Annotated in this window: 25 protein-coding genes, 1 tRNA gene and 2 pseudogenes; 11 read left to right on the forward strand and 17 right to left on the reverse strand. The window is 71.1% G+C overall.

What is annotated here, in order from left to right:
• Nucleotides 1-182, forward strand: a pseudogene (locus AB0L00_RS44340) (hypothetical protein); the annotation flags it as partial.
• Here the strand turns inward: AB0L00_RS44340 and AB0L00_RS44345 are convergent.
• The 5 genes and pseudogenes from AB0L00_RS44345 to AB0L00_RS44365 form a co-directional block, all read right to left on the reverse strand.
• Entirely contained in the window at nucleotides 144-515 is a 372-nt protein-coding gene (locus AB0L00_RS44345; RefSeq protein ID WP_364444013.1) for a hypothetical protein, read from the reverse strand. The pseudogene AB0L00_RS44340 and the gene AB0L00_RS44345 overlap by 39 nt on opposite strands.
• A gap of 30 nt (nucleotides 516-545) precedes the next feature.
• On the reverse strand, nucleotides 546-746 hold the full coding sequence (locus AB0L00_RS44350; RefSeq protein ID WP_364444016.1) for a hypothetical protein: 201 nt from the start codon (nucleotides 744-746) through the stop codon (nucleotides 546-548).
• A 3-nt stretch (nucleotides 747-749) separates the two neighbouring features.
• Entirely contained in the window at nucleotides 750-1,325 is a 576-nt protein-coding gene (locus tag AB0L00_RS44355; RefSeq protein ID WP_364444018.1) for a hypothetical protein, read from the reverse strand.
• A 19-nt stretch (nucleotides 1,326-1,344) separates the two neighbouring features.
• Nucleotides 1,345-1,686: pseudogene (locus AB0L00_RS44360) on the reverse strand (catalase-related domain-containing protein); the annotation flags it as partial.
• A gap of 55 nt (nucleotides 1,687-1,741) precedes the next feature.
• Nucleotides 1,742-2,419 (reverse strand): helix-turn-helix domain-containing protein, encoded by a 678-nt coding sequence (locus tag AB0L00_RS44365; protein ID WP_364444021.1) that lies wholly within the window; start codon nucleotides 2,417-2,419, stop codon nucleotides 1,742-1,744.
• A gap of 89 nt (nucleotides 2,420-2,508) precedes the next feature.
• Here AB0L00_RS44365 and AB0L00_RS44370 point away from each other — a divergent pair, with 89 nt between their 5' ends.
• Nucleotides 2,509-3,093: a TIGR03086 family metal-binding protein gene (locus tag AB0L00_RS44370; protein WP_364444024.1), complete on the forward strand. Its 585-nt coding sequence runs from the start codon at nucleotides 2,509-2,511 to the stop codon at nucleotides 3,091-3,093.
• A 72-nt stretch (nucleotides 3,094-3,165) separates the two neighbouring features.
• Here AB0L00_RS44370 and AB0L00_RS44375 read toward each other — a convergent pair whose 3' ends face one another.
• Together AB0L00_RS44375 and AB0L00_RS44380 are read right to left on the reverse strand one after the other, a co-directional pair.
• Nucleotides 3,166-3,900 (reverse strand): ABC transporter permease, encoded by a 735-nt coding sequence (locus tag AB0L00_RS44375; RefSeq protein ID WP_364444026.1) that lies wholly within the window; start codon nucleotides 3,898-3,900, stop codon nucleotides 3,166-3,168.
• Nucleotides 3,901-3,958: 58 nt separating this feature from the next.
• Nucleotides 3,959-4,882, reverse strand: a complete 924-nt coding sequence (locus AB0L00_RS44380) for an ATP-binding cassette domain-containing protein (RefSeq protein ID WP_364444027.1) — start codon at nucleotides 4,880-4,882, stop codon at nucleotides 3,959-3,961.
• A gap of 107 nt (nucleotides 4,883-4,989) precedes the next feature.
• Here AB0L00_RS44380 and AB0L00_RS44385 point away from each other — a divergent pair, with 107 nt between their 5' ends.
• Together AB0L00_RS44385 and AB0L00_RS44390 are read left to right on the forward strand one after the other, a co-directional pair.
• Nucleotides 4,990-6,204, forward strand: a complete 1,215-nt coding sequence (locus tag AB0L00_RS44385; protein ID WP_364444029.1) for a histidine kinase — start codon at nucleotides 4,990-4,992, stop codon at nucleotides 6,202-6,204.
• Nucleotides 6,205-6,218: 14 nt separating this feature from the next.
• Nucleotides 6,219-6,881, forward strand: coding sequence for a response regulator transcription factor (locus tag AB0L00_RS44390; RefSeq protein ID WP_364444030.1), 663 nt, complete (start codon nucleotides 6,219-6,221; stop codon nucleotides 6,879-6,881).
• A gap of 16 nt (nucleotides 6,882-6,897) precedes the next feature.
• Here AB0L00_RS44390 and AB0L00_RS44395 read toward each other — a convergent pair whose 3' ends face one another.
• Nucleotides 6,898-7,842 carry a proline dehydrogenase family protein gene (locus tag AB0L00_RS44395; RefSeq protein WP_364444032.1) on the reverse strand — a complete coding sequence of 315 codons (945 nt, stop codon included), beginning with the start codon at nucleotides 7,840-7,842 and terminating at the stop codon, nucleotides 6,898-6,900.
• Nucleotides 7,843-8,075: 233 nt separating this feature from the next.
• Between AB0L00_RS44395 and AB0L00_RS44400 the strand changes: the two genes are divergently transcribed.
• Nucleotides 8,076-8,291 (forward strand): hypothetical protein, encoded by a 216-nt coding sequence (locus tag AB0L00_RS44400; RefSeq protein ID WP_364444034.1) that lies wholly within the window; start codon nucleotides 8,076-8,078, stop codon nucleotides 8,289-8,291.
• A gap of 451 nt (nucleotides 8,292-8,742) precedes the next feature.
• Nucleotides 8,743-8,961, forward strand: coding sequence for a hypothetical protein (locus tag AB0L00_RS44405; protein ID WP_364444036.1), 219 nt, complete (start codon nucleotides 8,743-8,745; stop codon nucleotides 8,959-8,961).
• 191 nt (nucleotides 8,962-9,152) lie between these two features.
• Here the strand turns inward: AB0L00_RS44405 and AB0L00_RS44410 are convergent.
• Nucleotides 9,153-9,229 (reverse strand) — tRNA-Arg (locus tag AB0L00_RS44410).
• A 198-nt stretch (nucleotides 9,230-9,427) separates the two neighbouring features.
• Between AB0L00_RS44410 and AB0L00_RS44415 the strand changes: the two genes are divergently transcribed.
• Nucleotides 9,428-12,730: a beta-galactosidase gene (locus AB0L00_RS44415; protein ID WP_364444038.1), complete on the forward strand. Its 3,303-nt coding sequence runs from the start codon at nucleotides 9,428-9,430 to the stop codon at nucleotides 12,728-12,730.
• Between the two features lie 97 nt (nucleotides 12,731-12,827).
• On the opposite strand, the gene rpmG is transcribed toward AB0L00_RS44415, so the two are convergent.
• From rpmG to AB0L00_RS44430, 3 genes are all read right to left on the reverse strand, one after another.
• On the reverse strand, nucleotides 12,828-12,992 hold the full coding sequence (gene rpmG, locus AB0L00_RS44420) for a 50S ribosomal protein L33 (RefSeq protein ID WP_252785535.1): 165 nt from the start codon (nucleotides 12,990-12,992) through the stop codon (nucleotides 12,828-12,830).
• A gap of 79 nt (nucleotides 12,993-13,071) precedes the next feature.
• Complete coding sequence (locus AB0L00_RS44425; RefSeq protein WP_364444041.1) at nucleotides 13,072-15,195, reverse strand: glycosyltransferase family 39 protein; 2,124 nt, start codon at nucleotides 15,193-15,195, stop codon at nucleotides 13,072-13,074.
• Nucleotides 15,196-15,271: 76 nt separating this feature from the next.
• Nucleotides 15,272-15,682 carry an organic hydroperoxide resistance protein gene (locus tag AB0L00_RS44430; RefSeq protein WP_364444044.1) on the reverse strand — a complete coding sequence of 137 codons (411 nt, stop codon included), beginning with the start codon at nucleotides 15,680-15,682 and terminating at the stop codon, nucleotides 15,272-15,274.
• An 82-nt stretch (nucleotides 15,683-15,764) separates the two neighbouring features.
• Between AB0L00_RS44430 and AB0L00_RS44435 the strand changes: the two genes are divergently transcribed.
• The gene (locus AB0L00_RS44435) at nucleotides 15,765-16,394 is read left to right on the forward strand and encodes a TetR/AcrR family transcriptional regulator (protein ID WP_364444047.1); all 630 of its coding nucleotides are present in this window, start codon (nucleotides 15,765-15,767) and stop codon (nucleotides 16,392-16,394) included.
• 74 nt (nucleotides 16,395-16,468) lie between these two features.
• Here the strand turns inward: AB0L00_RS44435 and AB0L00_RS44440 are convergent, their stop codons facing one another.
• Nucleotides 16,469-17,218 (reverse strand): PIG-L family deacetylase, encoded by a 750-nt coding sequence (locus AB0L00_RS44440; RefSeq protein ID WP_364444049.1) that lies wholly within the window; start codon nucleotides 17,216-17,218, stop codon nucleotides 16,469-16,471.
• A gap of 199 nt (nucleotides 17,219-17,417) precedes the next feature.
• Between AB0L00_RS44440 and AB0L00_RS44445 the strand changes: the two genes are divergently transcribed.
• Together AB0L00_RS44445 and AB0L00_RS44450 are read left to right on the forward strand one after the other, a co-directional pair.
• A complete protein-coding gene (locus tag AB0L00_RS44445) occupies nucleotides 17,418-18,443 on the forward strand; it encodes a hypothetical protein (RefSeq protein WP_364444051.1) in 1,026 nt (341 codons plus the stop codon).
• A 235-nt stretch (nucleotides 18,444-18,678) separates the two neighbouring features.
• Nucleotides 18,679-18,807: a hypothetical protein gene (locus AB0L00_RS44450; RefSeq protein ID WP_364444054.1), complete on the forward strand. Its 129-nt coding sequence runs from the start codon at nucleotides 18,679-18,681 to the stop codon at nucleotides 18,805-18,807.
• A 149-nt stretch (nucleotides 18,808-18,956) separates the two neighbouring features.
• Here AB0L00_RS44450 and AB0L00_RS44455 read toward each other — a convergent pair whose 3' ends face one another.
• The 4 genes from AB0L00_RS44455 to AB0L00_RS44470 form a co-directional block, all read right to left on the reverse strand.
• Complete coding sequence (locus AB0L00_RS44455; RefSeq protein WP_364444057.1) at nucleotides 18,957-19,547, reverse strand: TetR-like C-terminal domain-containing protein; 591 nt, start codon at nucleotides 19,545-19,547, stop codon at nucleotides 18,957-18,959.
• A gap of 2 nt (nucleotides 19,548-19,549) precedes the next feature.
• Complete coding sequence (locus tag AB0L00_RS44460) at nucleotides 19,550-20,194, reverse strand: hypothetical protein (protein WP_364444060.1); 645 nt, start codon at nucleotides 20,192-20,194, stop codon at nucleotides 19,550-19,552.
• Nucleotides 20,195-20,315: 121 nt separating this feature from the next.
• A complete protein-coding gene (locus tag AB0L00_RS44465) occupies nucleotides 20,316-20,579 on the reverse strand; it encodes a hypothetical protein (RefSeq protein WP_364444062.1) in 264 nt (87 codons plus the stop codon).
• A gap of 3 nt (nucleotides 20,580-20,582) precedes the next feature.
• The gene (locus AB0L00_RS44470) at nucleotides 20,583-20,918 is read right to left on the reverse strand and encodes a hypothetical protein (protein WP_364444064.1); all 336 of its coding nucleotides are present in this window, start codon (nucleotides 20,916-20,918) and stop codon (nucleotides 20,583-20,585) included.
• 128 nt (nucleotides 20,919-21,046) lie between these two features.
• Between AB0L00_RS44470 and AB0L00_RS44475 the strand changes: the two genes are divergently transcribed.
• Nucleotides 21,047-22,186: a helix-turn-helix transcriptional regulator gene (locus AB0L00_RS44475; protein WP_364444065.1), complete on the forward strand. Its 1,140-nt coding sequence runs from the start codon at nucleotides 21,047-21,049 to the stop codon at nucleotides 22,184-22,186.
• The last annotated feature ends 9 nt before the right edge of the window (nucleotides 22,187-22,195 follow it).

Here is a 22,195-nt window from a genome sequence, read left to right on the forward strand (position 1 = left end):
CCCTGGACTGGCGCACCCTGCAGCCGGCGCGTCCGCTCACCGACGTGCACGCGACACTGGTCGACCTGCTCCGCGGCCGCATCGCCGGCCCGGCGCACGAGGGCGCACCGATCGCCAGGGATCTTCAGGAACTTCAGGGATCTTCAGGAAAGAGTGATCTTTTCGATCGTCTGCCGGAGTGACTCGGCCGTCTCGGCGAGCGGAGCGACCGCCTTGACGAGGCCGGTGGGGCGGGACAGGGCGGCGGCGAGCCGAGTCCGGTCGGGTTCCGTACTTTCGAGCTCGTCGGCCACCTCGGACAGAGCCGTCTCCGCGTCGGCGCGAGACGCCTCCGGGAGCCGCGTCGCCTGCTCGTTCAAGAGCGCGTGCAAGGTCTGCAGTTCGTGCAGGGCCCGCTCGGTCGCTGCCTGGTGCTGGGTGACCCGGGCCCCACGGCCGACGGCCGTCGCCCCCAGGTTGATGATCTGACCGTCGCCCGACTGGGCGATCCCGAAGTTGTTCGTCGCATCGGTCATATCGATCCCTCCATCTCGCGGAAATCGGCGCTACGCCGATGCGTTCTCGCCCACGGCGAGCCGGCCGGTATTGACGATTCTCCCGCTGCCGGTCTGAATGATTCCCTGGTTCAGGATGGTCGCCTGCCGGGCGCGGTATTCGCCGGTGTCGAGGTTCCTCTCTTCGAGGAAATCGATGACCAGCTCGGACACGCGCTTCTGGACGATGTCCCCGTACTTCTTGACGTCCATGTCCTAGAAGAAATGATGAGCGCCGGGAGCCTGGCCGATCTCTCGTACGCTGCGTCGTGCTCCATAGTCGAGGACGTCGGCTCGGCGGGCGGGGAACTCGGCACCGAATTCGTCCTGATCGCGAGGGGAGACCGGCCGGTTCCTGCTCAGCGCCCGCAGGAGCAAGTGGTAGGGGAAGGTGCAGATGGTGACGGCCGCGCCGATCGCCTCCCCGGCCATCTGTACCACCGCCTTGGCGGCGACGAGGCGGACGTCACTCGGGGAGATCGCCGTGGGCAGGCGGTCCACCTCGTGGTAGGCCGCTTTGATCGGGCGCAGCTCGTACCTGTGCGTCTCGGTGTAGAGGGTGCGGCCTCGGACGTCGAGGTTGACGAACACCGACGCCACCACCTCCTGATCCCAGGAGCCGACGCGGACGCACAGGTATTCGCGTGCCGCGTCATAGTGCTCGGCGCCCTGCTCCGCGGGGAGCGGCGCGTCCTTCGGAGAAGCGGGCCGGACGCGCCCGATCGCGGTGCGGTACCAGCGTCGCGCTATCTCCAGCTCTTCGATCCGCTGCCCCTCCCACGTACCGATCACCAGTGATCTTCGTGCGCTTTCAGCCCACCTTGGTGGCGCGGTCGTCCGGGACGCAGTGGGTCATCCGCAGGCCGTTGACGTCCCTCGGCCCGTTGTGGCCCAGCTTCTCGAGCCGTGCCCGGTCCTCCTCGGTGAGGTCCTGGCTCGCCGGCGGTTCCAGGCGCGCGACGTCGTCCGGGCCGATGCCGAGCCCCTCGCCGACGCGCAGGCCCAGGTCGTCCTCGGCGAGCAGGAAGTGCCAGACCATCCGCTCCTGGATGGGGCGCTCGCACTGGGACGGCATCGTGACCAGGTTGTGCACCAGGTCGTCCCGCTCCCAGTCGTGCATGAGCAGGTAGCGCTGGCCCGCCTGCGCGTAGTCGTACTGGACCGTGCCGACGTGCGCGGCTCGCCGGTCGTCCTTGGGCAACGGAGAGTCACCGGCGGGGGCGGTTCCGCGAGGAGTGTGCGGGCTCCGGGGGCCGCCACCGTTCTCCGACCTCCTCGTCGCTCGGCGGGGACGCGGGCAGCGGCCGGGTCGGCGTGCCGGCGCGCAGCGCGTCCAGCAGCGGCGTCAGGTAGCGGTGACGCAGCGCCGCGGTGCGCTCGGCGTCGCCGAGACGGATCGCGGTGATCTGATCGAAGATCATCGGCAGGTCGTTGGCGTCCACGTCCGGCCGTAGCGCGCCGGCGGTCTTCGCGCGGTCGAGGATCCGCGCGGCCAGCGCGGACGCCTGCGCGGCCAGCGTCCGCAGCTCCGGAGTGGGGGCGAACGTGCCGGCCAGGTGCACGGTGAGAGAGTGCACGTCCGAGTCGATGACGCCGCGCACGAAGGTCTCGAACGCCTCCCACGGAGCGTCCTGCCGGGCCAGGGCGGACTCCGCGATGGCCGTGAAGCGCCGCAGGCCGTCCTCGCAGAGCGTCCGCAGCAGTTCCTCCTTGCCGGCGTAGCGCCGGTAGAGGGCGCCGACGCCGACCCCCGCCTCCTCGGCCACCGCCGCGATCGGTGCCTCGGGGTCGCGGATGAACACCGCTCGTGCCGCGTCGAGGATCGCGCGGTCGTTGCGGGCGGCCTCGGCCGCCCGTCCTCTCCCGCCGGATGTCCTGGGCTCCATGACCGGGATTCTAGCTTGAACGGAATGATCCGTTCCGCTAAAGTTTGAACGGAACGATCCGTTCCGTTCTAGTACTTCCGGAGGTTCGCATGACCGCCACGTCCTGGTCGCTTCTCGAGCAGGCCCACACCGCGCTGCGCGCATCCACCGCCGAGCTCGGCGACGCGGACTGGGCGGCGAAGACCCCGTGCGAGCAGTGGAACGTCGCGCAGGTGCTGCGACACGCCGCCGGTGACCAGCGCGCCTACGCCGCCGCTATCACGGGCGACGGCGGGCCCGAGGAGAACCCGTTCGACCCCGCGGTCGACGCGCCCGGCGACCCCAAGGACCTGCTCGAGAGCGCCGTGGGCGTTTCGGCACGGGCCTTCGCCACCGTGCCGACGGACGCGCAGGCCGTCCCCACGCCGCTGCCGCAGGCGCCGATGACGGCCGAGTTCGCCGTCGGCGCCGCCGCGCTGGACGCCGCCGTGCACGCCTGGGACATCGCGGTCGCCACCGGCCGTCCGTCGCCGCTCCCCGCCGAACTGGCCGAGCGCCTCCTGCCGGTGGCCACGGCCATCGCCGAGCCGCTCCGCGGCTTCGCCTACGCGCCCGCCCTCGACCCGCGGCCGGCCGACGACGCCACCGCCGCGCTGCTGCGCTACCTCGGCCGCGACCCGGAGTGGACCCGCTGATCAGTCCCGACGCGGCCGCCGCCCGGCCCGGCGCGCCCCTCAAATGGTGCGCCGAGGCCTTGGACCGGGGCGTCAGGCGTCGCGGCGGCGCACCGCCTGCCAACCGGCCAGCAGCGCGGCCGCCGCCCACAGCGCGGTCACCCCGAGCCCCGTCCAGGGGCCGGGGCCTCCCGTGGTGTCCTGGCGCAGCACCTGTTGCCCGGCCCGGTCCGGCAGGTAGGCGGCGGCTCCGCCGGCGATGTCCCCGACGACGAAGGACACGATCAGGATGAACGGGATGAGCAGGCTCAGCACCGCAACGGCGCTGCGCAGCAGGAAGGTGAGCCCCGCGGCGAACAAGGCCATCAGGGCGAGGTAGATCCCGGCGCCGAGGCAGGCCCGCAGCGCGCCCGGTTCGCCCAGGCCGATGGCGTACCTCCCCAGGAACGCCTGCCCGGTGAAGAAGGTGGCGAAGGAGGCGGCGAGCCCTACGACGAGGGCCGCGCCGGCCAGAACCGCCATCTTGGCGGCGTAGAACAGGTCCCGGCGCGGCACGGCGGACAGCGAGACCCGCAGGGCGCCGCCGGCGTACTCGGAGGACACCGCGGTGGCCCCGAAGGCGATGGCCGCGATCTGCGCGAAGTTGATCGCGTAGAAGGCTCCGAAGACGGGGTCCCCGCCGTTGTCCGCCTCGGCTCGGCCGACGGTGGCGAAGACGAGCAGAGTGATGGCGAGGGCCGCGGCGAAGACCGCGATGAGCGAGCCGAAGCTCGCCCGGACCGACCGGATCTTGATCCACTCGGAGCGGAGTACCGCTGTGACGGGCATGGTCAGACTCCCTGAAGGACGGTCGGAGAGGCGGTGGCGGCGGAGAGCTCCGTCATGGTCAGGCTCCCTTCGGAGCGGCGGCGGCGAATTCCGTCTCCGCCGCGGTGAGAGCGAGATACGCCTGCTCGAGGGACGCGCGTTCGTCGGCGAGTTCGAGAACGGCGATGCCCTCGCGGGCGGCGATGGCTCCGACCTGCGCGGCTTCGGCGCCTTCGACGACCAGCCGGCCGTCATCGCCTCCGATGACCGCGTATCCGCCGGTCAGCAGCGCGGCTCGCAGCCGGGCCGGGTCGCCGGATCGTACGCGTACGCGCGCGTCGCTGTGCCGTTCGATGAAGTCCCGCATGGGGAGATCGGCGAGGAGCCGGCCCCGGCCGAGGACGACGAGGTGGTCGGCGAACGTCGCGGTCTCGTTCATCAGGTGGCTGGAGACCAGGACCGTGCGGCCCTCGCGGGCGAGCCGGCGCAGCAACTCGCGGATCCAGACGATGCCTTCCGGGTCCAGGCCGTTGGCCGGTTCGTCCAGCAGGAGGACGGCCGGGTCGCCGAGCAGCGCGGCGGCGATGCCGAGGCGCTGACGCATGCCGAGCGAGAAGGTCCTGACGCGGCGGCGTGCCGCCGTGGCCAGACCGGTGTCCCGCAGGACCTCGTCCACGCGGCGGTCCGGGATCCGATTGCCGGCCGCGAGGAACCGCAGATGGTCCAGGGCGGTACGGGAACCGTGGGCGGCCTGCGGGTCCAGCAGGGCGCCCACGGTGCGCAGGGGCTCCCGAAGGGTCGCGTACGGCCGGCCGCCGACCGTCGCGGTTCCGGCGGTGGGGCGGTCGAGGCCGAGGACGAGGCGCATGGTGGTGGACTTCCCGGCGCCGTTGGGCCCGAGGAACCCGGTGACCCGGCCCGGCTCGACGCTCAGCGTCAGCCGGTCGACGGCCCGGGTGCCGCCGTACTCCTTCGTGAGGTCTTCGAGGTCGATGCCGATCATGGCCTCAGCGTCGCCGTACGGGCCGGGCCCCCGCGCCCCCCGTCGGAGGAGTCCGTCTCCCCCGTACGGGGGGAGACCCGGTGTTCCCGGTCTGCCACGATGACCGCATGCCAGGCCTCCTGTCGCCGCTGACGCGTGCGGTCACGTACACCCGCTGGCTGCACCTGCTCGTGGGATCGATCGTGCCGTTCGGCTGCGCCATGGCCTATCCCGGACTGATCAGCCCGACGCCGTCCGACTGGGTGCTCATCGCCGTCCTGCCGATTCCCCTGGTCCTGGCCGCGGCGATGGTGCCCGGGATGCGCCGGGCGGAGGGGTTGCAGGCGCGGCTGATGCTGTTCCCCGGCTCGCACGCGCGGGTGGGGAGCAAGGAGGATCCGGGAATCTCCGCCGTGCCGTCCGCTTCATGGAGCCACCGGGCCAGAACCGGCGCCTGGCTGGTGCTGCGACTGGAGGCGGGGCTCGCCGTCGCCGTGGCGACGGAGCAGTCGATGGCGCTCTCCCTGTCGTTCGCCGGGGCGGCCGCCGGAGATCCCGGCGTGGCCGACTCACTGGTGCGAATCTCCGGTACGGGCTGGGCGTACGCCCTGCTGATCCCGGTTCCCGTGCTCGCGCTGGCCGCGGTGGTGGTCGGCGCGGGCGCCCTCATGGCGAAGGCCGCCCGCCGGCTGCTCGGACCCTCCGCGAAGGAGCGGCTGGCCGCGTTGGAAGAGCGCACCGAGCGGCTGCTGGAGCGCAACCGCATCGCCAGGGAGTTGCACGACTCCCTCGGCCACGCCCTGACTCTCGCGGTGGTGCAGGCGGGTGCCGCCCGCGCGTCCGCCGATCCGGACTTCACGGACCGGGCGCTGGAGACCATCGAGGAGACCGGCCGGGCCGCGTTGGAGGACCTGGAACGGGTCCTGATGGTGCTGCGCGACACGGCGCGGCCGGCCGGCGCCCGGCCCGCCCTCGGCGAGGCGGACCGGCTGCTGGACTCCGCTCGGGCTTCCGGCGCACAGGTCGACGCCGAGGTGAGCGGGCCGTTGGACCGGGTGCCGGCCCCGGTGTCCCGCGAGGGTTACCGGATCCTCCAGGAGGCTCTCACCAACGTGCTGCGGCACGCGGGTCCCGTGCCGATCCGGGTCCGGATCTCCGTGGACGAGACGCGGCTGCGACTCGAGGTGCGCAATCCCCTGCCCGCGGCGGTCGCGGTATCCGGCACCGGCGGCGGGAGCGGGCTGCGGGGGGTACGGGAGCGCGCCGCGTTCCTCGGCGGCGAGGCCCGCGCGGGCGAGGACGGCTGCGACTGGCTGCTGCACGTCGACCTGCCGCTGCGCTGACTTAGGCTGACCGGATGCCGCTCACGATCCTCCTTGTGGACGACGAGCCGCTGGTACGGGCGGGCCTGCGCGCCGTACTGGAGGCCCAGCCGGACATCGAGGTGGTGGGCGAGGCGGCCGACGGCGCGGCCGTGATCCCGCTGGTACGCCGACTGCGCCCCGACGTCGTGGCCATGGACGTACGGATGCCGCTGATGGACGGCATCGAGGCCACGCGGGCGGTGCTGCGCACGGTGCCGGATCCGCCGAAGATCGTCATGGTGACGACGTTCGAGAACGACGAGTGCGTGTACGGGGCGCTGCGCGCGGGCGCCGACGGATTCCTGCTCAAACGGGCCCGGCCGGCGGAGATCGTGCACGCCATGCGACTCGTGGCCGAAGGCGACTCGTTGCTGTTCCCGGCGGCCGTCCGGCAGTTGGCCGCCTCGTACGGCGAGGACCACGGCAACGCCGAGGCCCGGACGGCCATGGAGCGCGCCGCGCTGACCCAGCGGGAAGAGGAGGTGCTGCGTCTCATGACACGCGGCCTGTCGAACGCGGAGATCGCCGACCGCCTCGTGGTGGGGACCGAGACCGTCAAATCGCACGTGAGTTCCGTACTGGCGAAACTCGGGGCACGGGACCGCACCCAGGCGGTCATCACGGCGTACGAGTCCGGCTTCGTCTCCCCGGGCTGACGACGCGCGGCGGCGATCAGGAATGACCGTCGTCCCGGGTGGCGTCCACCAGAGCCTGGAGCAGCCGGGTCGGGTCCTCGCCGACGCGGCTGCAGACGTACAGCCACCACTGGGTGCCGAACACGATGTACTCCCTGACCGGATGCCCGCGGTCCCGCATCGTCCGCAGCCGATCGGCGCCGAGTCCCAGCAGGATCTCGACCTCGTACGCGCCGGAGTCCCGCCGCATGCGCGGCTGCAACTCGTCGAGGAGGTCGAGGTCGTGGGTGGCGATCGAGCAGAGGTGGCCGCCGTCCAGCAGGCGGGTCGCGTACGCGAGGTAGGCCGCCCGCAGCTCACGGCTGTCGCGGGGGAGGGCGACGGTCTCGGCTTCGAGGTAGGAGCCCTTCACCAGGCGGATGCGGCCAGGGCGCTGAAGCAGGCGGGGCAGGTCCTCGGCCGTCCGGTGCAGACGGGCCTGGATGGTGACACCGACGTGGTCGAAACGCTCGCAGAGGCGTTCGTGGGTCCACAGGATGAGGTCCGTACGGTCGGACCCCTCCATCGAGATCATCATCTCCTGTCCCGCGGCGGCGGTGGCCTCGGCCAGCCGGGTGGCGTTGGCCAGCCCCAGCTCCCGGTCCACCACGGAGCCGATGTGCGAGAGGTCGAGGGACACCGAGCAGTTCGTCCCGCCGGCCGCGGCCTGCCGTGACAGGTCCAGGAACACCTCGGTCTCGGCCACCGCCAGATCGGCGTCCCGGCAGCTCTCGCCCATGTAGTCGAGGGAGACGGACTCGCCCTCCGCGTTGAGCAGGGCGGCCCGCGCGAGCGCCTCGGGAATGGTCCGGCCGCCGACATACCGTTCGGCCACCCGCCAGGCCAGCGCGCGCAGGGCGGGATCCGCGGCGACCCGGTCCTTGAGGCCCTCGTCGAGGGCCAGTGCGCGCATCGCCTGGGCGGCCTGCTCCATCACGGTCATCGTCATCCTTTCGTCCGAGGACCGCGAATCTATCACCAATGAAACTTGCTTTTAGAAAAGCCGCCTTGTCTCCCCGGGGCCGGGGTGAATGTGCGGTCGCCCGCGACGGCGGGCGCCGCACGGGTTGCACGCCGGCCTCGACCTCGCACAGTCAGTGTCGGCCCGGTCGGCAAGGACCGGTGTCGCTGTCGAATGCTCCAGCCCAATCAAGAGAACAGAAGGTTGTGATCCACATGGACGACCACAACGGTGCCCCCCAGACGACCGGCCCGGTGTCCCCCGAGGTCATCCAGGGGGTGAACATGATCGCCTTCAGTCTCGGCGTCATCGCCGGCTGCGTGACGAAGAAGATCATCGGCGACACCATCGTCGCCTTCTCGGTCGGCGTCTGCGTCGCCGCCGTGACCCTCATCGTCGCCACGCTCATCGTCCGCCGCGGCGGCCGCTAGGAGAGCGCCGTCGCCGGACCGGCGATCACTCTCGGCCGGACCCGGCCGAGGCCGAACATCGAGCGGCTCCCGTCCAGGGGGCCGCTCTGCTCGTGGCGCCGGTCGGTCAAATGAGCGCCGGTCACCGTGCGGGCATCCAGCGGGCCGGCATCGGTGACGCGCACTGACGACGCTGTTCGAAGCAGCGCAGGCAACTCAAGCACTGACCTGACGACGAAGAGCGGCGCGTGCCGTGTCCGCCGCCGCTCACGAAGCTTCTCCGCGCACCTCGAAGGTCTCGACAAGGCGCCGGACACTCGGCTGTTCACCGGTGTCCGCGATGGCGAGTGCCGCATGGGTTGCGCGCCGTCCCCGTTCGTGCACTGTCCCCATTGGCGCGGTCGACAAGGACCTACGCCGCCTTCGCATGTTCGAGGGCCCAGCCTAGAGAAGCCCAAGGTTGTGATTCCGCATGGAAAACCACGACAACACCCCGGACCGGACCCAGCGGGTCATCAAGGTTGCGAACGGGACGTTGGTCCTCTTCGTCATCCTCGTCGGTGTCCTCACCGGAGGGCCGCTCCTGCTCTTCGGCGGTGACGTCGAGGGGGCCGCCACGGTCAGTGTCGTCTTCATGATCGCCGTCATGCTGGTCTTCGCCTTCTTCGAAGCGTTGAACAGCAGGGGCTAGAAGATCCCTTCCCGAAACAGCGACCTTCTCGGCCGGATCCGGCCGAGGCCGAACATGGAGCGGCTCCCGTCCAGGGGGCCGCTCTGCTCGTTGCCCTGGTCGGCCAGGGGAACAGCGGTCGCCGTGCGGGCATCCAGCGGACCGACGCCGGCGACGCGCACTGACGACGCTGTTCGAGGTGGGTCGAGTGGTGGCGCGCCCAGAGGGATTCGAACCCCCGACCGTCGGATTAGAAGTCCGATGCTCTATCCAGCTGAGCTATGGGCGCTCAATCGATCGGCTCTGAGTGTACGGACTTCGCGGCGTTCGTGCGTCACCGGTGAGAGCGGTCCGATCAAAAGCCTGGTGGTCCGGGTGGCCTGATCCGGCCGGGACCCCCACGATCTCCATTGACACGGATGATCTACCGATATTGACTCCGCGTGTGAAGAAAGGTCCCCGCCTGCCCTGAGCGAAAGGTGCCGTCGTGCGCCCCCTGCTTGGTGTCCGCCGCCTGCTCGTCCTCCTCGCCGTCGCCGCCCTGGCCCTCGCGTACGGCGGCGCGCCGGCCTCGGCCGCTCGGCGCGGGACGGCCACCACGGGGCGGACGCACACGGTGACGTACGACCACTACTCGCTGAAGCTCGACGGCGAACGGGTCTACCTGTGGTCGGCGGAGTTCCACTACTGGCGGCTGCCGAGTCCCGACCTGTGGCGGGACGTGCTGCAGAAGTTCAAGGCGGCCGGGTACAACGCCACCTCCATCTACTTCGACTGGGCCTACCACTCGCCGAAGCGCGGCGTGTACGACTTCACCGGCGTACGGGACATCGACCGGCTCCTCGACATCGCGCAGCAGGTGGGCATCTACGTGATCGCGCGCCCGGGGCCGTACATCAACGCCGAGACCGACAGCGGCGGGTTCCCCGGCTGGCTGACGACGCAGAAGGGCCGGGCGCGGTCGAGTGCTCCCGACTACACCGAGGCGTACCGGGAGTGGCTGCGGCACGTCGACCCGATCATCGCGCGGCACCGGTTCACGCACGGCACCGGTCCGGTGATCCTCTACCAGATCGAGAACGAGTACGGGTCCAACACCGACACGGCGTACATGACGGATCTGGAGCAGCAGGTGCGCGCCGACGGCATCGACGTGCCGCTCACGCACAACCACTGCTGCGGCGCCTCGACGTGGGCGACCGGCCCCGGCGCGGTCGACCTCCCGGGCCGGGACAGTTACCCGCAAGGGTTCAACTGCTCGACCCCGGACCGGTGGAACGGGGTGAGCACGCTGCCGCGCTTCCGGGACGACGCGCCGATCTTCACCCCGGAGTTCCAGGGCGGGGCGTTCGACCCGTGGGGCGGTCCCGGTTACGACAAGTGCCGGCAGCTCACCGGCCCCGACTTCGAGAAGGTCTTCTACGAGAACAACATCGCGAACGGCGCGACGCTGCAGAACTTCTACATGACGTACGGCGGGACGTCGTGGGGCTGGCTCGCCGATCCGAGCCAGGTCTACACGTCGTACGACTACGGCGCGGCCATCAAGGAGGACCGGGAGCTGACGCCGAAGTACGACGAGGCCAAGCGGCTCGGGTACCTGACGCGGGCGGTGGCGCCGCTGACCAAGACCGACCCGGTCGCGACCGGCGGGCCGACGAACGCCGCCGTGAGCCTGGCCGCCCGGGCGAACCCGGACGACGACACGCACTTCTACGTGCTGCGGCACCGGGACGGCACGTCGACGACGACCGAGACCACGCACCTGCCGATCGACCTGAACGCCCGGCCCCCGCACTACACGTACGACGACACGGACTCCGCGCTGGAGTACGCGGGGGACGGCTGGAGCCACGCCTCGGGCCAGGACTGGACGAGCGGCGACTACCGGGACACCGAGTCCTACAGCGACCGGGCGGGCGCGTCGGTGACGGTGACGTTCACCGGCACGGCGGTCCGCTGGATCTCCTCGCACGAGACGAACCACGGCATCGCCGACGTCTACCTCGACGGGGCCAAGGTCGCGACCGTCGACGGGTACGGGACCTCGAAGCTCTTCCAGGAGGTGTTCTACAAGGCCGAGGGGCTGGCGGACACCACCCACACGCTGAAGATCGTCGCGACCGGGACGAGCGATCCCGCGGCGAGCGGCGCGTACGTCATCGTGGACGCCATCGACCTGTCGGCGGGGCCGCAGGGCGGCGCCGAGCCGTACTACCCGTCCGTCCCCCAGGAGCCGGGCACGGACATCACCCTCGCGGGACGTGATTCCAAGCTGCTGGTCGCCGGCTACCGGCTCGGCGCACAGGAGCTGCGGTACTCCACCTCGGAGATCATGACGCACGGCCGCATCGGCGGCCGGGACGTCGCCCTGCTGTACGGGCGCCAGGGGGAGGACGGCGAGACCGTGCTGCACTACGCCGCCGAACCGGCGGTGACCGTGCTGTCCGGGGACGTACGGCACGTCTGGGACGCCGGCCGCGGGGACCTGCGGCTGAACTACGCGCACCAGGGCCTGGCGCGCGTGCTCGTCACGCCGCGCGACGGCGTGCCGCTGTTGCTCCTGCTCGCGACGGACCAGGAGGCGGCGCGGTTCTGGCGGCAGGACACCACCGCCGGGCCCGTCCTCGTCCGCGGCCCGGAGCTCGTACGGTCCGCGGCGGTCCACGGATCGGTGCTGGCCCTCACCGGCGACACGTCCGCGCCGACCGGCCTGGAGGTCTTCGCCGCACCGTCCGTACGGGCGGTCACGTGGAACGGCGCGCCCGTACGGACGGCCGGGCACGACACCCTCACCGGGCGGCTGGCCGGGCCCCGGCCCGTCACCCTCCCGGCGCTGACCGGCTGGAAGACGCGGCGGGAGTCACCCGAGGCCCAGCCGGGCTTCGACGATCGCGGCTGGACGGTCGCGGACCACACGACGACCGACAACCCGACGCAGCCCGCCACGCTGCCGGTGCTGTACGCGGACGACTACGGGTTCCACCACGGCGACGTCTGGTACCGGGCGCACTTCACCGCGACGGGCGGGGAGACCGGGATCGCCCTGACGGCGGGGACCGGCCGGGCCGGCGTCTACTCGGCGTGGCTCAACGGGAGGTTCCTGGGCAGCACCGGGGACGGCCTGCACACGTTCGCCTTCCCCGACGGCTCGGTGGCGAAGGGGCGGGACAACGTGCTCTCGGTGCTCGTGGAGAACATGGGGCACAACGAGGACTTCGACGCGACCGACTCGCACAAGGAGCCGCGCGGCCTGACCAACGCCGCGCTCCTCGGCTCGGCCGCCGCGCTCACCTGGCGGATCCAGGGCGGCGCGGGCGGGGAGAATCTGTCCGACCCCGCGCGCGGCCCGTTCAACACCGGCGGCCTGTTCGGCGAGCGGAACGGCTGGCACCTGCCCGGCCGCACCGGCGCCGGCTGGACGGCCACGACACTGCCGCACCGCGACACGACGCCCGGGATCTCCTGGTACAGGACGACGTTCGACCTGCGCCTGCCGAAGGGCCAGGACGTGCCGCTCGGCGTGACGTTCACCGACGACCCGTCCCGGCACTACCGCGCGCTGCTGTTCGTGAACGGCTGGCAGCTCGGCCGGTACGTCAACGACGTCGGCCCGCAGCACACCTTCCCGATCCCGCCGGGGATCCTGCGCACCGACGGCCGCAACACCCTGGCGATCGCGGTCTGGAACGTGGACGACGCCACCGGCGGCCTCGGCCAGGTCGGCCTGCGGCAGTACGCCGACCTGGCCACGAGCCTGCGGGTCTCGGACGTCACCGCCACCCGCTGACGCCCGCCGCCATCCGACCCGCCCCGTCACACGCGCGCCAGTCATGTGGTGGCGTGGCCGCCACGCGCCGGCGCGCGTCGTCGCCCGGTCGCCGTGCTCAGCGCTCTTCGCGGAAGGCGACGTGGCGCCGGGCGATCGGGTCGTACTTGCTGAGCGTGAGACGGTCGGGATCGTTCCGGCGGTTCTTGCGGGTCACGTACGTGTAGCCGGTGCCCGCCGTGGACCGAAGCTTCACGACCGGCCGGAGCTGGTTCCTCGCCACGGTGGTCTCCCCTCTGAGGCCGTGCGGTCCTTCCGCACCGAGCATGACAACGAATATCGTTCCCGAATATTCCGCGTCGTCACGCCGTGCCCGTCGCCTTCGTCGACAGGTCGTACACCGTCGTGCCGCCGACCGTCTTGGCGGTGTAGTTCTGCTGCACCCAGGTCGCGATCCGCTGCGCCACGTCACTGCCACCGGAGCTCGCGCCCCGCCCCATCCCCATCGTCGACCCGCCGATGAAGTAGTGGATCCGCCCCGCGCGGACGTACTCCTGGAACCGCTGCAGGCTCGGCGCCGGGTCGGTGCCGTTGAACCCGCCGATCGCCATCACCGGCTCGCCGGCCGCCAGTTGGTACCCGGAGGCGTTGTTCGATCCGACCGTCGCGGCGACCCAGGTGTACGAGCGGGCGTTCTGCTTCAGCGCGGCGGTCAGTGCGGCGCTCGGCGTGGTGGCGTTCAGCAGCCCGCCGGGCCCGCCGCCCGCCCCCGGGCCTCGTCCGCCGCCGCCCGGCGCCTGCGGGCCCCCTCCGTTGCCGGTGCGCGCGCCACCGGGGAAGCCGCCTCCGGGGAACCCGCCTCCGGTTCCACCACCAGGGAAACCGCCGCCGGGGAACCCGCCACGGCCGCCGCCCTGCGCCCGGAAACCGCGCCCCATCCCGCCGGGACGGCCGCCGAACCCCGGCATCCCGCCGGACGACGGACCCGCCGTCGGGATCGCTCCGGTGTGCGGCGTGCCGGCCGTCTCGACGGCGTACGCGGCCGGTCCGGCGATCGAGCTCAGGACCGCGACGGCCAGTGCCGCGCCGAGCAGCCGGCGCGGGGCGCGGCCGGCCGAGGCCAGCAGCGCGGCGGCCAGCAGGCCGCCGACCAGCACGACCAGTCGCAGCCAGGGCAGGAAGTCCGGCGTACGGCCGAGCAGGACGTACGACCACCAGGCGGTCAGCGCGACGGTCCCGGCGAGCGTGAACGACGCGACCGGCCGGTGCCGCTCCCGCCACAGCACCGCCCCGCCCATGCCGGTGAGGGCCGCGACCGCCGGGGCCAGCGCGACCGTGTAGTACCCGTGGAAGATCCCCTGCATGAGGCTGAACACCAGGCCGGTCACCAGCAGCCAGCCGCCCCACAGCGCGAACCCGGCGAGCTCGCGGCGGCGTTCCCGGCCCCGCGTCAGCCACAGCCCGGCGACGAGCAGGACCAGCGCGGCCGGCAGCAGCCACGCGACCTGCCCGCCGAGTTCGGCGCCGAACATCCGCGTCAGGCCCGCGTCCTGGTTCAGGTTGCCGAGCCCGCCGGTCTCGTCGCCGTTCAGCCGCCCGAGGCCGTTGTAGCCCAGGGCCAGCTCCAGGACGCTGTCGTGCTGGGAACCGCCGATGTACGGCCGGGAGCCCGCCGGCACCAGGGCGACGACCGCGACCCACCATCCCGCCGCGACGACCAGCGCGACCCCGGCGAGGAGCAGTTGCCCGATCCGCCGCCGTACGGGCGCCGGCGCCAGCAGCAGGTACACCAGCGCGAACGCCGGCACGACGAGGAACGCCTGCAGCATCTTGGCGAGGAAGCCCAGCCCCACACAGGACGCCGCGAACACCAGCCACCGGGTGCTCGCGCCCTCCACCGCCCGCACGACCCCGTACGCGCCGAGCGTGAGGAGCAGCACGAGCAGCGCGTCCGGATTGTTGAAGCGGAACATCAGCGCGGCCACCGGGGTGGCCGCCAGGACCGCCCCGGCCAGCAGCGCTCCCGCGATCGCCGTACGGTCGCCGTACCGGCCGAGCGAACGCCGCACCGCCGCGTACACCACCCCGACGGTCGCGACGCCCATGAGCGCCTGCGGCACCAGGATGCTCCAGGCGTTCACCCCGAAGACCCGCGCGGACAACTCCATCGGCCACAGCGCCATCGGCGTCTTGTCGACGGTGATGAAGTTCGACGCGTCCGACGATCCGAAGAAGAACGCCTTCCAGCTGCGCGTTCCGGCCTGGACGGCGGCCGAGTAGAAGGAGTTCGCCCAGCCGGAGGCGCCCAGCCCCCACACGTACAGCACCGCCGTGGCGGCGAGCAGGCCGAACAGGGCGGGGCGCGCCCACACGGGATCCTCGGCGGGCCCGCGGAGCACCCGGCGGACGAGGTGACCGCCACGGGCGGCCGGCATGCCGTGCTCCGGCTCGGCCTGCCGGGGTGGTCCGGAGGTCATCGAAGTCATGAGACCACGGTCGGCGACGGACGTCAGCGGTCCCTGAGCCGACCATTAAAGGCCGGTGAGAATCCGGCCGGGGTGGTCACTCGGTCACGAGGTCGACGGGGATGTTGCCCCGGGTGGCGTTGGAGTAGGGGCACACCTGGTGGGTCGTGTCCAGCAGATCCTGGGCGACCTCCGGGGACAGGCCGTCGGGCAGCTTGGCCCGCAGGGTGACGTCGAGGCCGAAGCCGCCCTTGCCGTTCGGGCTGAGACCGACCTCGGCGGTGATCGACATGCCGGTGACGTCGACCTTCTTCTTTCCCGCGACCAGCTGCAGGGCACTCGCGAAACAGGCGGCATAGCCGGCCGCGAACAACTGCTCGGGGTTGGTGCCGTCGCCGTCGCCGCCCAGCTCCTTCTGCAGGGCCAGCTTGACGTCCAGCATGCCGTCGGAGGTCGTCGCGCGGCCGTCGCGGCCGGTGGCGGTGGCGACGGCGGTGTATCGGCTCATGTCCAGTCCTTCGATGGTAGACAGACCTGTCTGTTCGTTCAGTGGTTCGATGCTAGACAGACCTGTCCAGTACCGTCAAGGGGTGAACTCTCATTCGCCGGCGCGTCGCCCGCAGAGTCCGGCCTGGGCTCGCATCTTCGAGACCGCCACGCGCCTGTTCTACGCCGAGGGCGTGCACGCGGTGGGCATCGACCGCATCATCGCCGAGGCCGGCGTGGCCAAAGCGACCTTCTACCATCACTTCCGGAGCAAGGACGACCTCGTCCGCGCCTACATCGTCGAGCAGAGCCGCCAGCAACGCCGGCTGGTCGAAGAGTCCGCGGCCGCCACCCCCCGTGAGACGCTGCTGCTCGCTTTCCAGAAGATGTGTGAGTTCGGCGCCGAACCCACCTATCGCGGTTGCGCGTTCATCAATACCGCGGCGGAGTACCCCGATCCCGCCCACCCCGTGCGCCAGGCCATCGACGAGCACCGAGACTGGAACCGCCGGCTGTTCCGCGACCTACTGGCCGCCGAGGGACACCCTGACTCCGCGCGCACCGCGGAGATCCTCATGCTGCTCAAAGACGGGCTCGCGGTCGGTTTCGACCTCGACGATCCCGAGTCCGTCGGCATCGCGGCTCGTGAAGCCGTCACCAGAGTCGTGGACGGCGGAAACGACCGGTCATTCGGGACGCGTACGGAAGGCTCGATATCGGCGTTCATGCCGTAGGCACGAAACGGTGCCTACGCCATGAAGGCCTTCGACCGGACGTGGTCTTACCGAGCCTTCCGGCCTCAGCCGAACTAGTCCTCGCCCTGGGGCGCCGCGAGTTCGCGGCGGATGTACCACTCGGTGCCGAGGAGGCGCTCGCGCTCGGCGTCGGGAAGGCCGGCGAACATCGCGGGCCCGGCACCGCGCTCCGCCTCCGACTCGTGAGCCTGGAACGCCTGCCACTTGCGGTCCGCCCAGCGCCGTACGTCGAGCGTCGTGGTGACCCGCTCGTCCGGGGTCCCCGGAAGGACCTGACCGGGGTCCGGAGGGGAACCGAACACCCTCTCCCATTCGGCGAGCACGACCGAGCGGGGGATGGTCACCAGGGAGAGCGTCCGTACGGGCCACGGCGCACCGGCGTCCGGATACAACTGCTCGTACGCGGCGGCCTCGACGGCGGCCAGGCTCGCGCGGTGCGCCCGGACGTGGTCCGGGTGCCCGTAACCGCCGTACGCGTCATAGGTGACGACGACGTCCGGCCGGAAGTCGCGGATGTGCCCGACCAGCCGTCCGACCACCTCGTCCAGCGGCGCCGCGACGAACGCCTCGTTCCCGGAGTCGGCGCCCCCGGCGTCCGCGTAGCCGAGCAGCCTGGGGTCCCCGGCTCCGAGGATCGTCAGCGAGCGCCGCAACTCCTCGACGCGGCGCGTCCCCTCCGTCCAGGTGCAGGTCACCACCCCCGTACGAACGCCGGCCTCCGCCGACCGGGCCAGCATCCCGCCCGTCCAGAGGGCCTCGTCATCCGGGTGCGCGTGCACGCACAGCACTCCTCCGTCCGGCACCGGCGCTCCTCTCTCATCGTCGGATCGTGATCGTAGAGGTCCGGAGGGGGGAGCCGCGCTCGACCGGACGGCCCCTCGGCCGGTGGTCCACGGAGACCGGCGCGCACCTACCTCCGGCGGACGGCCGTCGACCGGAGGATCGGGTCGCTAGACCATCGGTGCTATCCGTGCCGCCCACCGGATCGGCAGGCTCGGCACCATGAAGGACGTAGCCGGTCGACAGGCCGCGATCGGGTCGGGTGGACCGCCGCTTCGGCGGCGCGTCGCTCCGGCCGTCGCCCTCTTCCTCCTCGCCCCGGCCATCGGCGAACTGCTGCTCGGCAATCTGCGGGTCGAGGAGACGGTGGCCTTCCTGCCCATGCTCGCTCCGCTGTACGGCGGCGGCGCCCTGCTCATCCGCGAGACGGCGCGGCGGGCCGGGCGTGGACCGGCCACGATGCTGATCCTGGGCGTCGCGTACGGGCTGGTCGAGGAGGGACTGGCCGACCAGATGCTGTTCAACCGGCACTACGCCGGAAACGACGAGATGGGCGCGACCTACATTCCGGCGCTCGGGATGGGCGGCTGGCTGACGGTCGGCGTGCTCACCATGCACGCCGTCTGGAGCACCAACGTCGGGATCGCGCTGGTCGAGGCGCTCGTCCCCGAACGTTCCGAGACACCCTGGCTGGGCCGTACCGGACTGGGGATCACCGCCGCCGTCTTCACGGTCGGCACGGTCGTGACCACCTGGGGCAGCCACCACGACGAGCACTTCTTCGCCGCGCCGCCGCAGTTGCTCGGCACCGCGGCCGTCATCGTCCTGCTCGTGGTCGTGGCCTTCCGTCGACGAGCGGCCGGTCCGCTCCCCGGCACCGCACCTCGACCGGCCGTCGTCGGCTGCGTCGCCTTCGTCGCCTCATACGCCTTCCTGTCCACCGCCGACCTGCCCGGCTGGTGGAGCGTCGCGGCGGCGGTCGCGCTGCTCGCCGCCGCGATCACCGTCGTCGGCCGGTGGTCCCGGCGGCAGAGCTGGAGCCGGATGCACCGGCTCGCCCTGGCCGCCGGCGCGCTCCTCACCTACGCCGTGACGGGTATCGCCATGCGCCCAGAGTCGGGCCCTAAGCGGACCGCCGACTACGTGATGAACGCCGTACTGGCCCTCGGCGCCGTCGTCCTGGTCATCTACGCGATCCGCCGCTCCCGCGCCGCCCGTCAGGCATCCCCGGTCACGGCTCGGCACTGATCCTTCTCCGAACACACACTGTCGCCGCTCGGGTCTCGCTACCATCCGAGCCGAGAAGTGATTGATTAATCACCTTGAGTGAGTATCTGGAGGTGAAGGCGGGATGTTTGCGCCATTTCCGGGTCGGGGAAATCGGCGCAGGGACTACCAGGTCAAGCCCCGGATCTATGCGGCTGCGGGAATTCCGACCTTCCTTCGCGTCGAACTCGTCGGCGCGAACCCGCCTCATGTCGAAGTGCTGAGCCTGCGCGACGGCGCTTACGTCAGCGTCGCGCACGTCGATGCCGGGCAGGTCGTGAAGCTGACCGATCCGTTCCCGGTCGAGTTCGATCCGGCCCGGCTGCTCGGCCGGCGCTTCCCCTGAGTCGCGTCTCCGGCGAGGGGCGGCGCCCGGTGGCCGGGCGCAAGGCTCGGTGAAAGGCGCTCGGCGGCGGGGACGATTCCGGCGTCGTGGGATGAACCAGAGCGGGATCGGGAGACTTTGCCGAGCTTTTCGTACGGTCCGTCGGCCGCTCAGCGGGACGCGGTGGGGCTGGACTGGGACGCCAGGTCGCGGAACGCGGTGTCGAGGGCGGCGATGAGGTGGTCGAAGGTGAGGTCGAGGGATTCGGGGAGTCCGAAGCCGCCGGCCGTTTCAAGGGAGACGAGGCCGTGGCAGACGGTCCGCCACATGCGGATCGCGTGGATCAGGTCCGGGCCCTGCAGTCCGTAGCCGCTGATGGCGGCGGCCGCGACGGCGACGGCCTGGTCGCTCACCATGGTGTACTCCTCGTCGCCGGGCGTCGGGGCCTGCACGCTCGCGGCGTAGCGGCCGGGATGGGCGAGGGCGTAGGTCCGGTAGGCGCGGGACACCGCCCGCAGGCTGTCCCGGCCCGTCAATCCGACGGCCGCCCTGGTCACGCTGTCGGTGAGCTCGCGGATGGCCAGCAGCGCCACGTCTCTCTTGACGGCTTCGAGCCCGTCGACGTGCTTGTACAGGCCGGGGAGGGAGACGCGGCACCGCTGGGCGACCGCCGCGAGGGTGAGCCGGTCCAGGCCGACCTCGTCGGCGACGGCCGCCGCTTCGGCGACGATGCGGTCGGGGGTCAGTCCAACGCGGGGCATGGTCACCGACCGTATCGCCCGAGCGTGATGCCCGCGCCGGTGACGAAGACCAGCAGCAGGATCAGGGCCGGCGCGGCGAGCAGGGCGAGGCCCTGGAGGAGGAACAGGTAGACGACCCCGGAGGCCGCGATGGACACGGCGAGCGCGCCTCCGGCGCAGCGCAGCCAGCGGGGGAGCGCTCCCGACGCGGCCGCCGCCGCGCCGACGACGGCCAGGGCGAGCATCTTGACCCCGTCCAGCCGATCGCCCGCCTGGAACAGCAGGTGCGCGGTGTCCGGCGCGGTCGTACGGGAGAGCGCGAGGCCGAGCACGAACTGGGTCAGGGAGATCGCGGCGGCGACCACACCGGCGATCCCGATGACGCTGCCGACGGCCGCCGAACCGGCGCGGAGCGCGGTCCGGGCGAGCAGGACGGAGATCACCGCCAGGCCCGCCGTCGGCAGGCCCTCGGTGAGGAGGAACTGGGTCGCCACGACGCCCTCGTGCCCGGCGATCGCGGTGACGATCTCGTTCCCGGAGGCGGTGAGCTTCGGGCTGGGCGCGCCGAGGGACAGCCCCGCGACCCAGGACAGGGCGTAGGCCACGCCCGTGACGGCGGGGACGGTGAACAGGCGGGGGCGGACGGGCGCGGTGGCCGAGACGTTCATTGGCGCTCCAACGAGGCAAAGTTAATGCGACTAACTCAAAGTTAGTCGCATTAACTTCTGAGCGCAAGCGATCTCGACCGTTCGGGCTGAGTCGTTTCCTCGACCCTGGATTGACGGGCCGTCACGACCTCTCCGGGCGACCGGCGTGGGATCTGAGGCGGTCGCGCAGTTCGAAGGCGGTCCGCGTCACTTCCAGGTGCGCGCGGCCTCGTACGGCGATCCAGGCGGACGCGAAAGGGTCATGCAGGATTCCCCAGTGCGGGAACTCCCGGCGCAGGCGGGCCAGCCACAACGCCGGGTCGGTCCCGCCCGGGTCTCCTCGTGGGAAGACGGCCTTCTGGTCGACGCGTGTGTCACGCGGGCCCGGGGAGCCGGCGGCCTCCATCGGTCAGCCGTCTTCGGCGTCGCCGACGCGCAGGACCTTCGCGACGAGGTCGGCCGCGTGCGCGATCTCCTCGGCCGCGCACATGTACTCCGTCTCCAGCGGCGCGTCCCGCGTCGGGCCGGTCCAGCACCAGTACCAGTGGAGCGAACGGTCCGCGTGCCCGCACAGGGCCACGTACTGCGAAAGGCGTGCTGCCCTCGGATTCCACGCCATCAGCGCGGCCGCGCCGACCCGTACGGTGAGACCGGATTCGATCAGTGCCGCGGCCAGCTCGTCGAGGCGTGCCTTGATGACCGGAGTATCTCCGGACGTCTCACTGTCCGGCTCTTGTACGACCATGCTCGTACCTTTCGATCAAGGTGATCAGAAGCGACGGATTGCTCGTCGCTTTTCGACGTCGCCTTATCGTTTCGGCCACCTTGAGTAATCGGGTAGTGCGTAATCGCGACCGGTTATAACCTGTCGCCGTGGAAGCGCGGAGCCTGGCGGAAGCCCTTAAATTGATCATGAAAGGCCGCGGGTGGTCTCAGCTGAGACTCGCCCGTGAGCTGGGCGTTTCTCAGGTCTGGGTTTCCCAGGTCTCGCGGGAACAGCGCGATACGGGAATCATGAAGGCAAGTCGCCTTCTGGCCCGCGTAGGCTGGGAGCTGCGCATAACGCCCATAGGGGAGGAAGAGGATCCCGTGAAGCGGAGATCATTCATCGCCGCCGCAGCGTCGGTCACGTTCCTGCCGTCAACAAAAATCGGCCCCTATCAAGATCCGCAATATCTCCGCGCGCTGGCGACGCAACTTCGCACCACCCGGTACGAAATCGGCGGTGTTCCCTTGGTTGCGACCGCTTTACGGCATCTCGGGAAGATCGGGCAATCGATCAATGCGGCTGATCCGGACCTGCAAGTGGCCTCGGCCGGCCTGGCCCGTGCGGCTTCCGTAATCCTTTATGACGCCCGCATGTTCGACAAGTCGGAGAGTGCTGGGAACCTAGCGCTGGTCCTGGCCAAGAGGGCGAATCACCTCGAGGACACGGCCCACGCGTTCGAACTGCTGAGCCAGGTCAGCTCCTATCGAGATGACTATCAGCGGGCGGCCATGTACGCGCAGCGGGGCCTTGGGCTCCCGGAGCTGACAGATGAGTGCAAGGCGCGACTGAGCGTCAGGCTGGGCGTCAGCCTTGCCAAGACGAACATGGGTGGCAGAGAGCGCAGGTCCCGCACCTTGCTTGATGTCGCGCACGGCTATGACGGCTCCTCGCCCGCGACCACAGCGATGATCCTGGGCAGCTCCGGTATCGTCCTGAGTCGCCTCGGCCATCATGAAGAGGGCGAGCGGTACCTCGATGAGGCAGTCCACCGCTTCCAGGGAATCCCGCTTCTCCACGGTCTTTGGTTGGGCGAAAGCGCACATGCGGCGCTGCGAGCGGCCGATCCGAACAGGGCCGCGCACCACATGCAGGCCGTTGCGCGGCTAGGTCCGCTGATCACCTCCTCGCGCTTCGACCAAGAGGTCGATGAGATCCTCGCGGAGTCCGCTCGGTGGGCGAGTGTGCCGGAGATGCGGGACGCACGTGAGCAGTTGAGGGCGATCCAGCCTTCTACGAGGGCCTGACCGGCCGAG

This window comes from Actinoallomurus sp. NPDC052308, assembly GCF_040679195.1.
GTDB lineage: Bacteria > Actinomycetota > Actinomycetes > Streptosporangiales > Streptosporangiaceae > Actinoallomurus > Actinoallomurus liliacearum.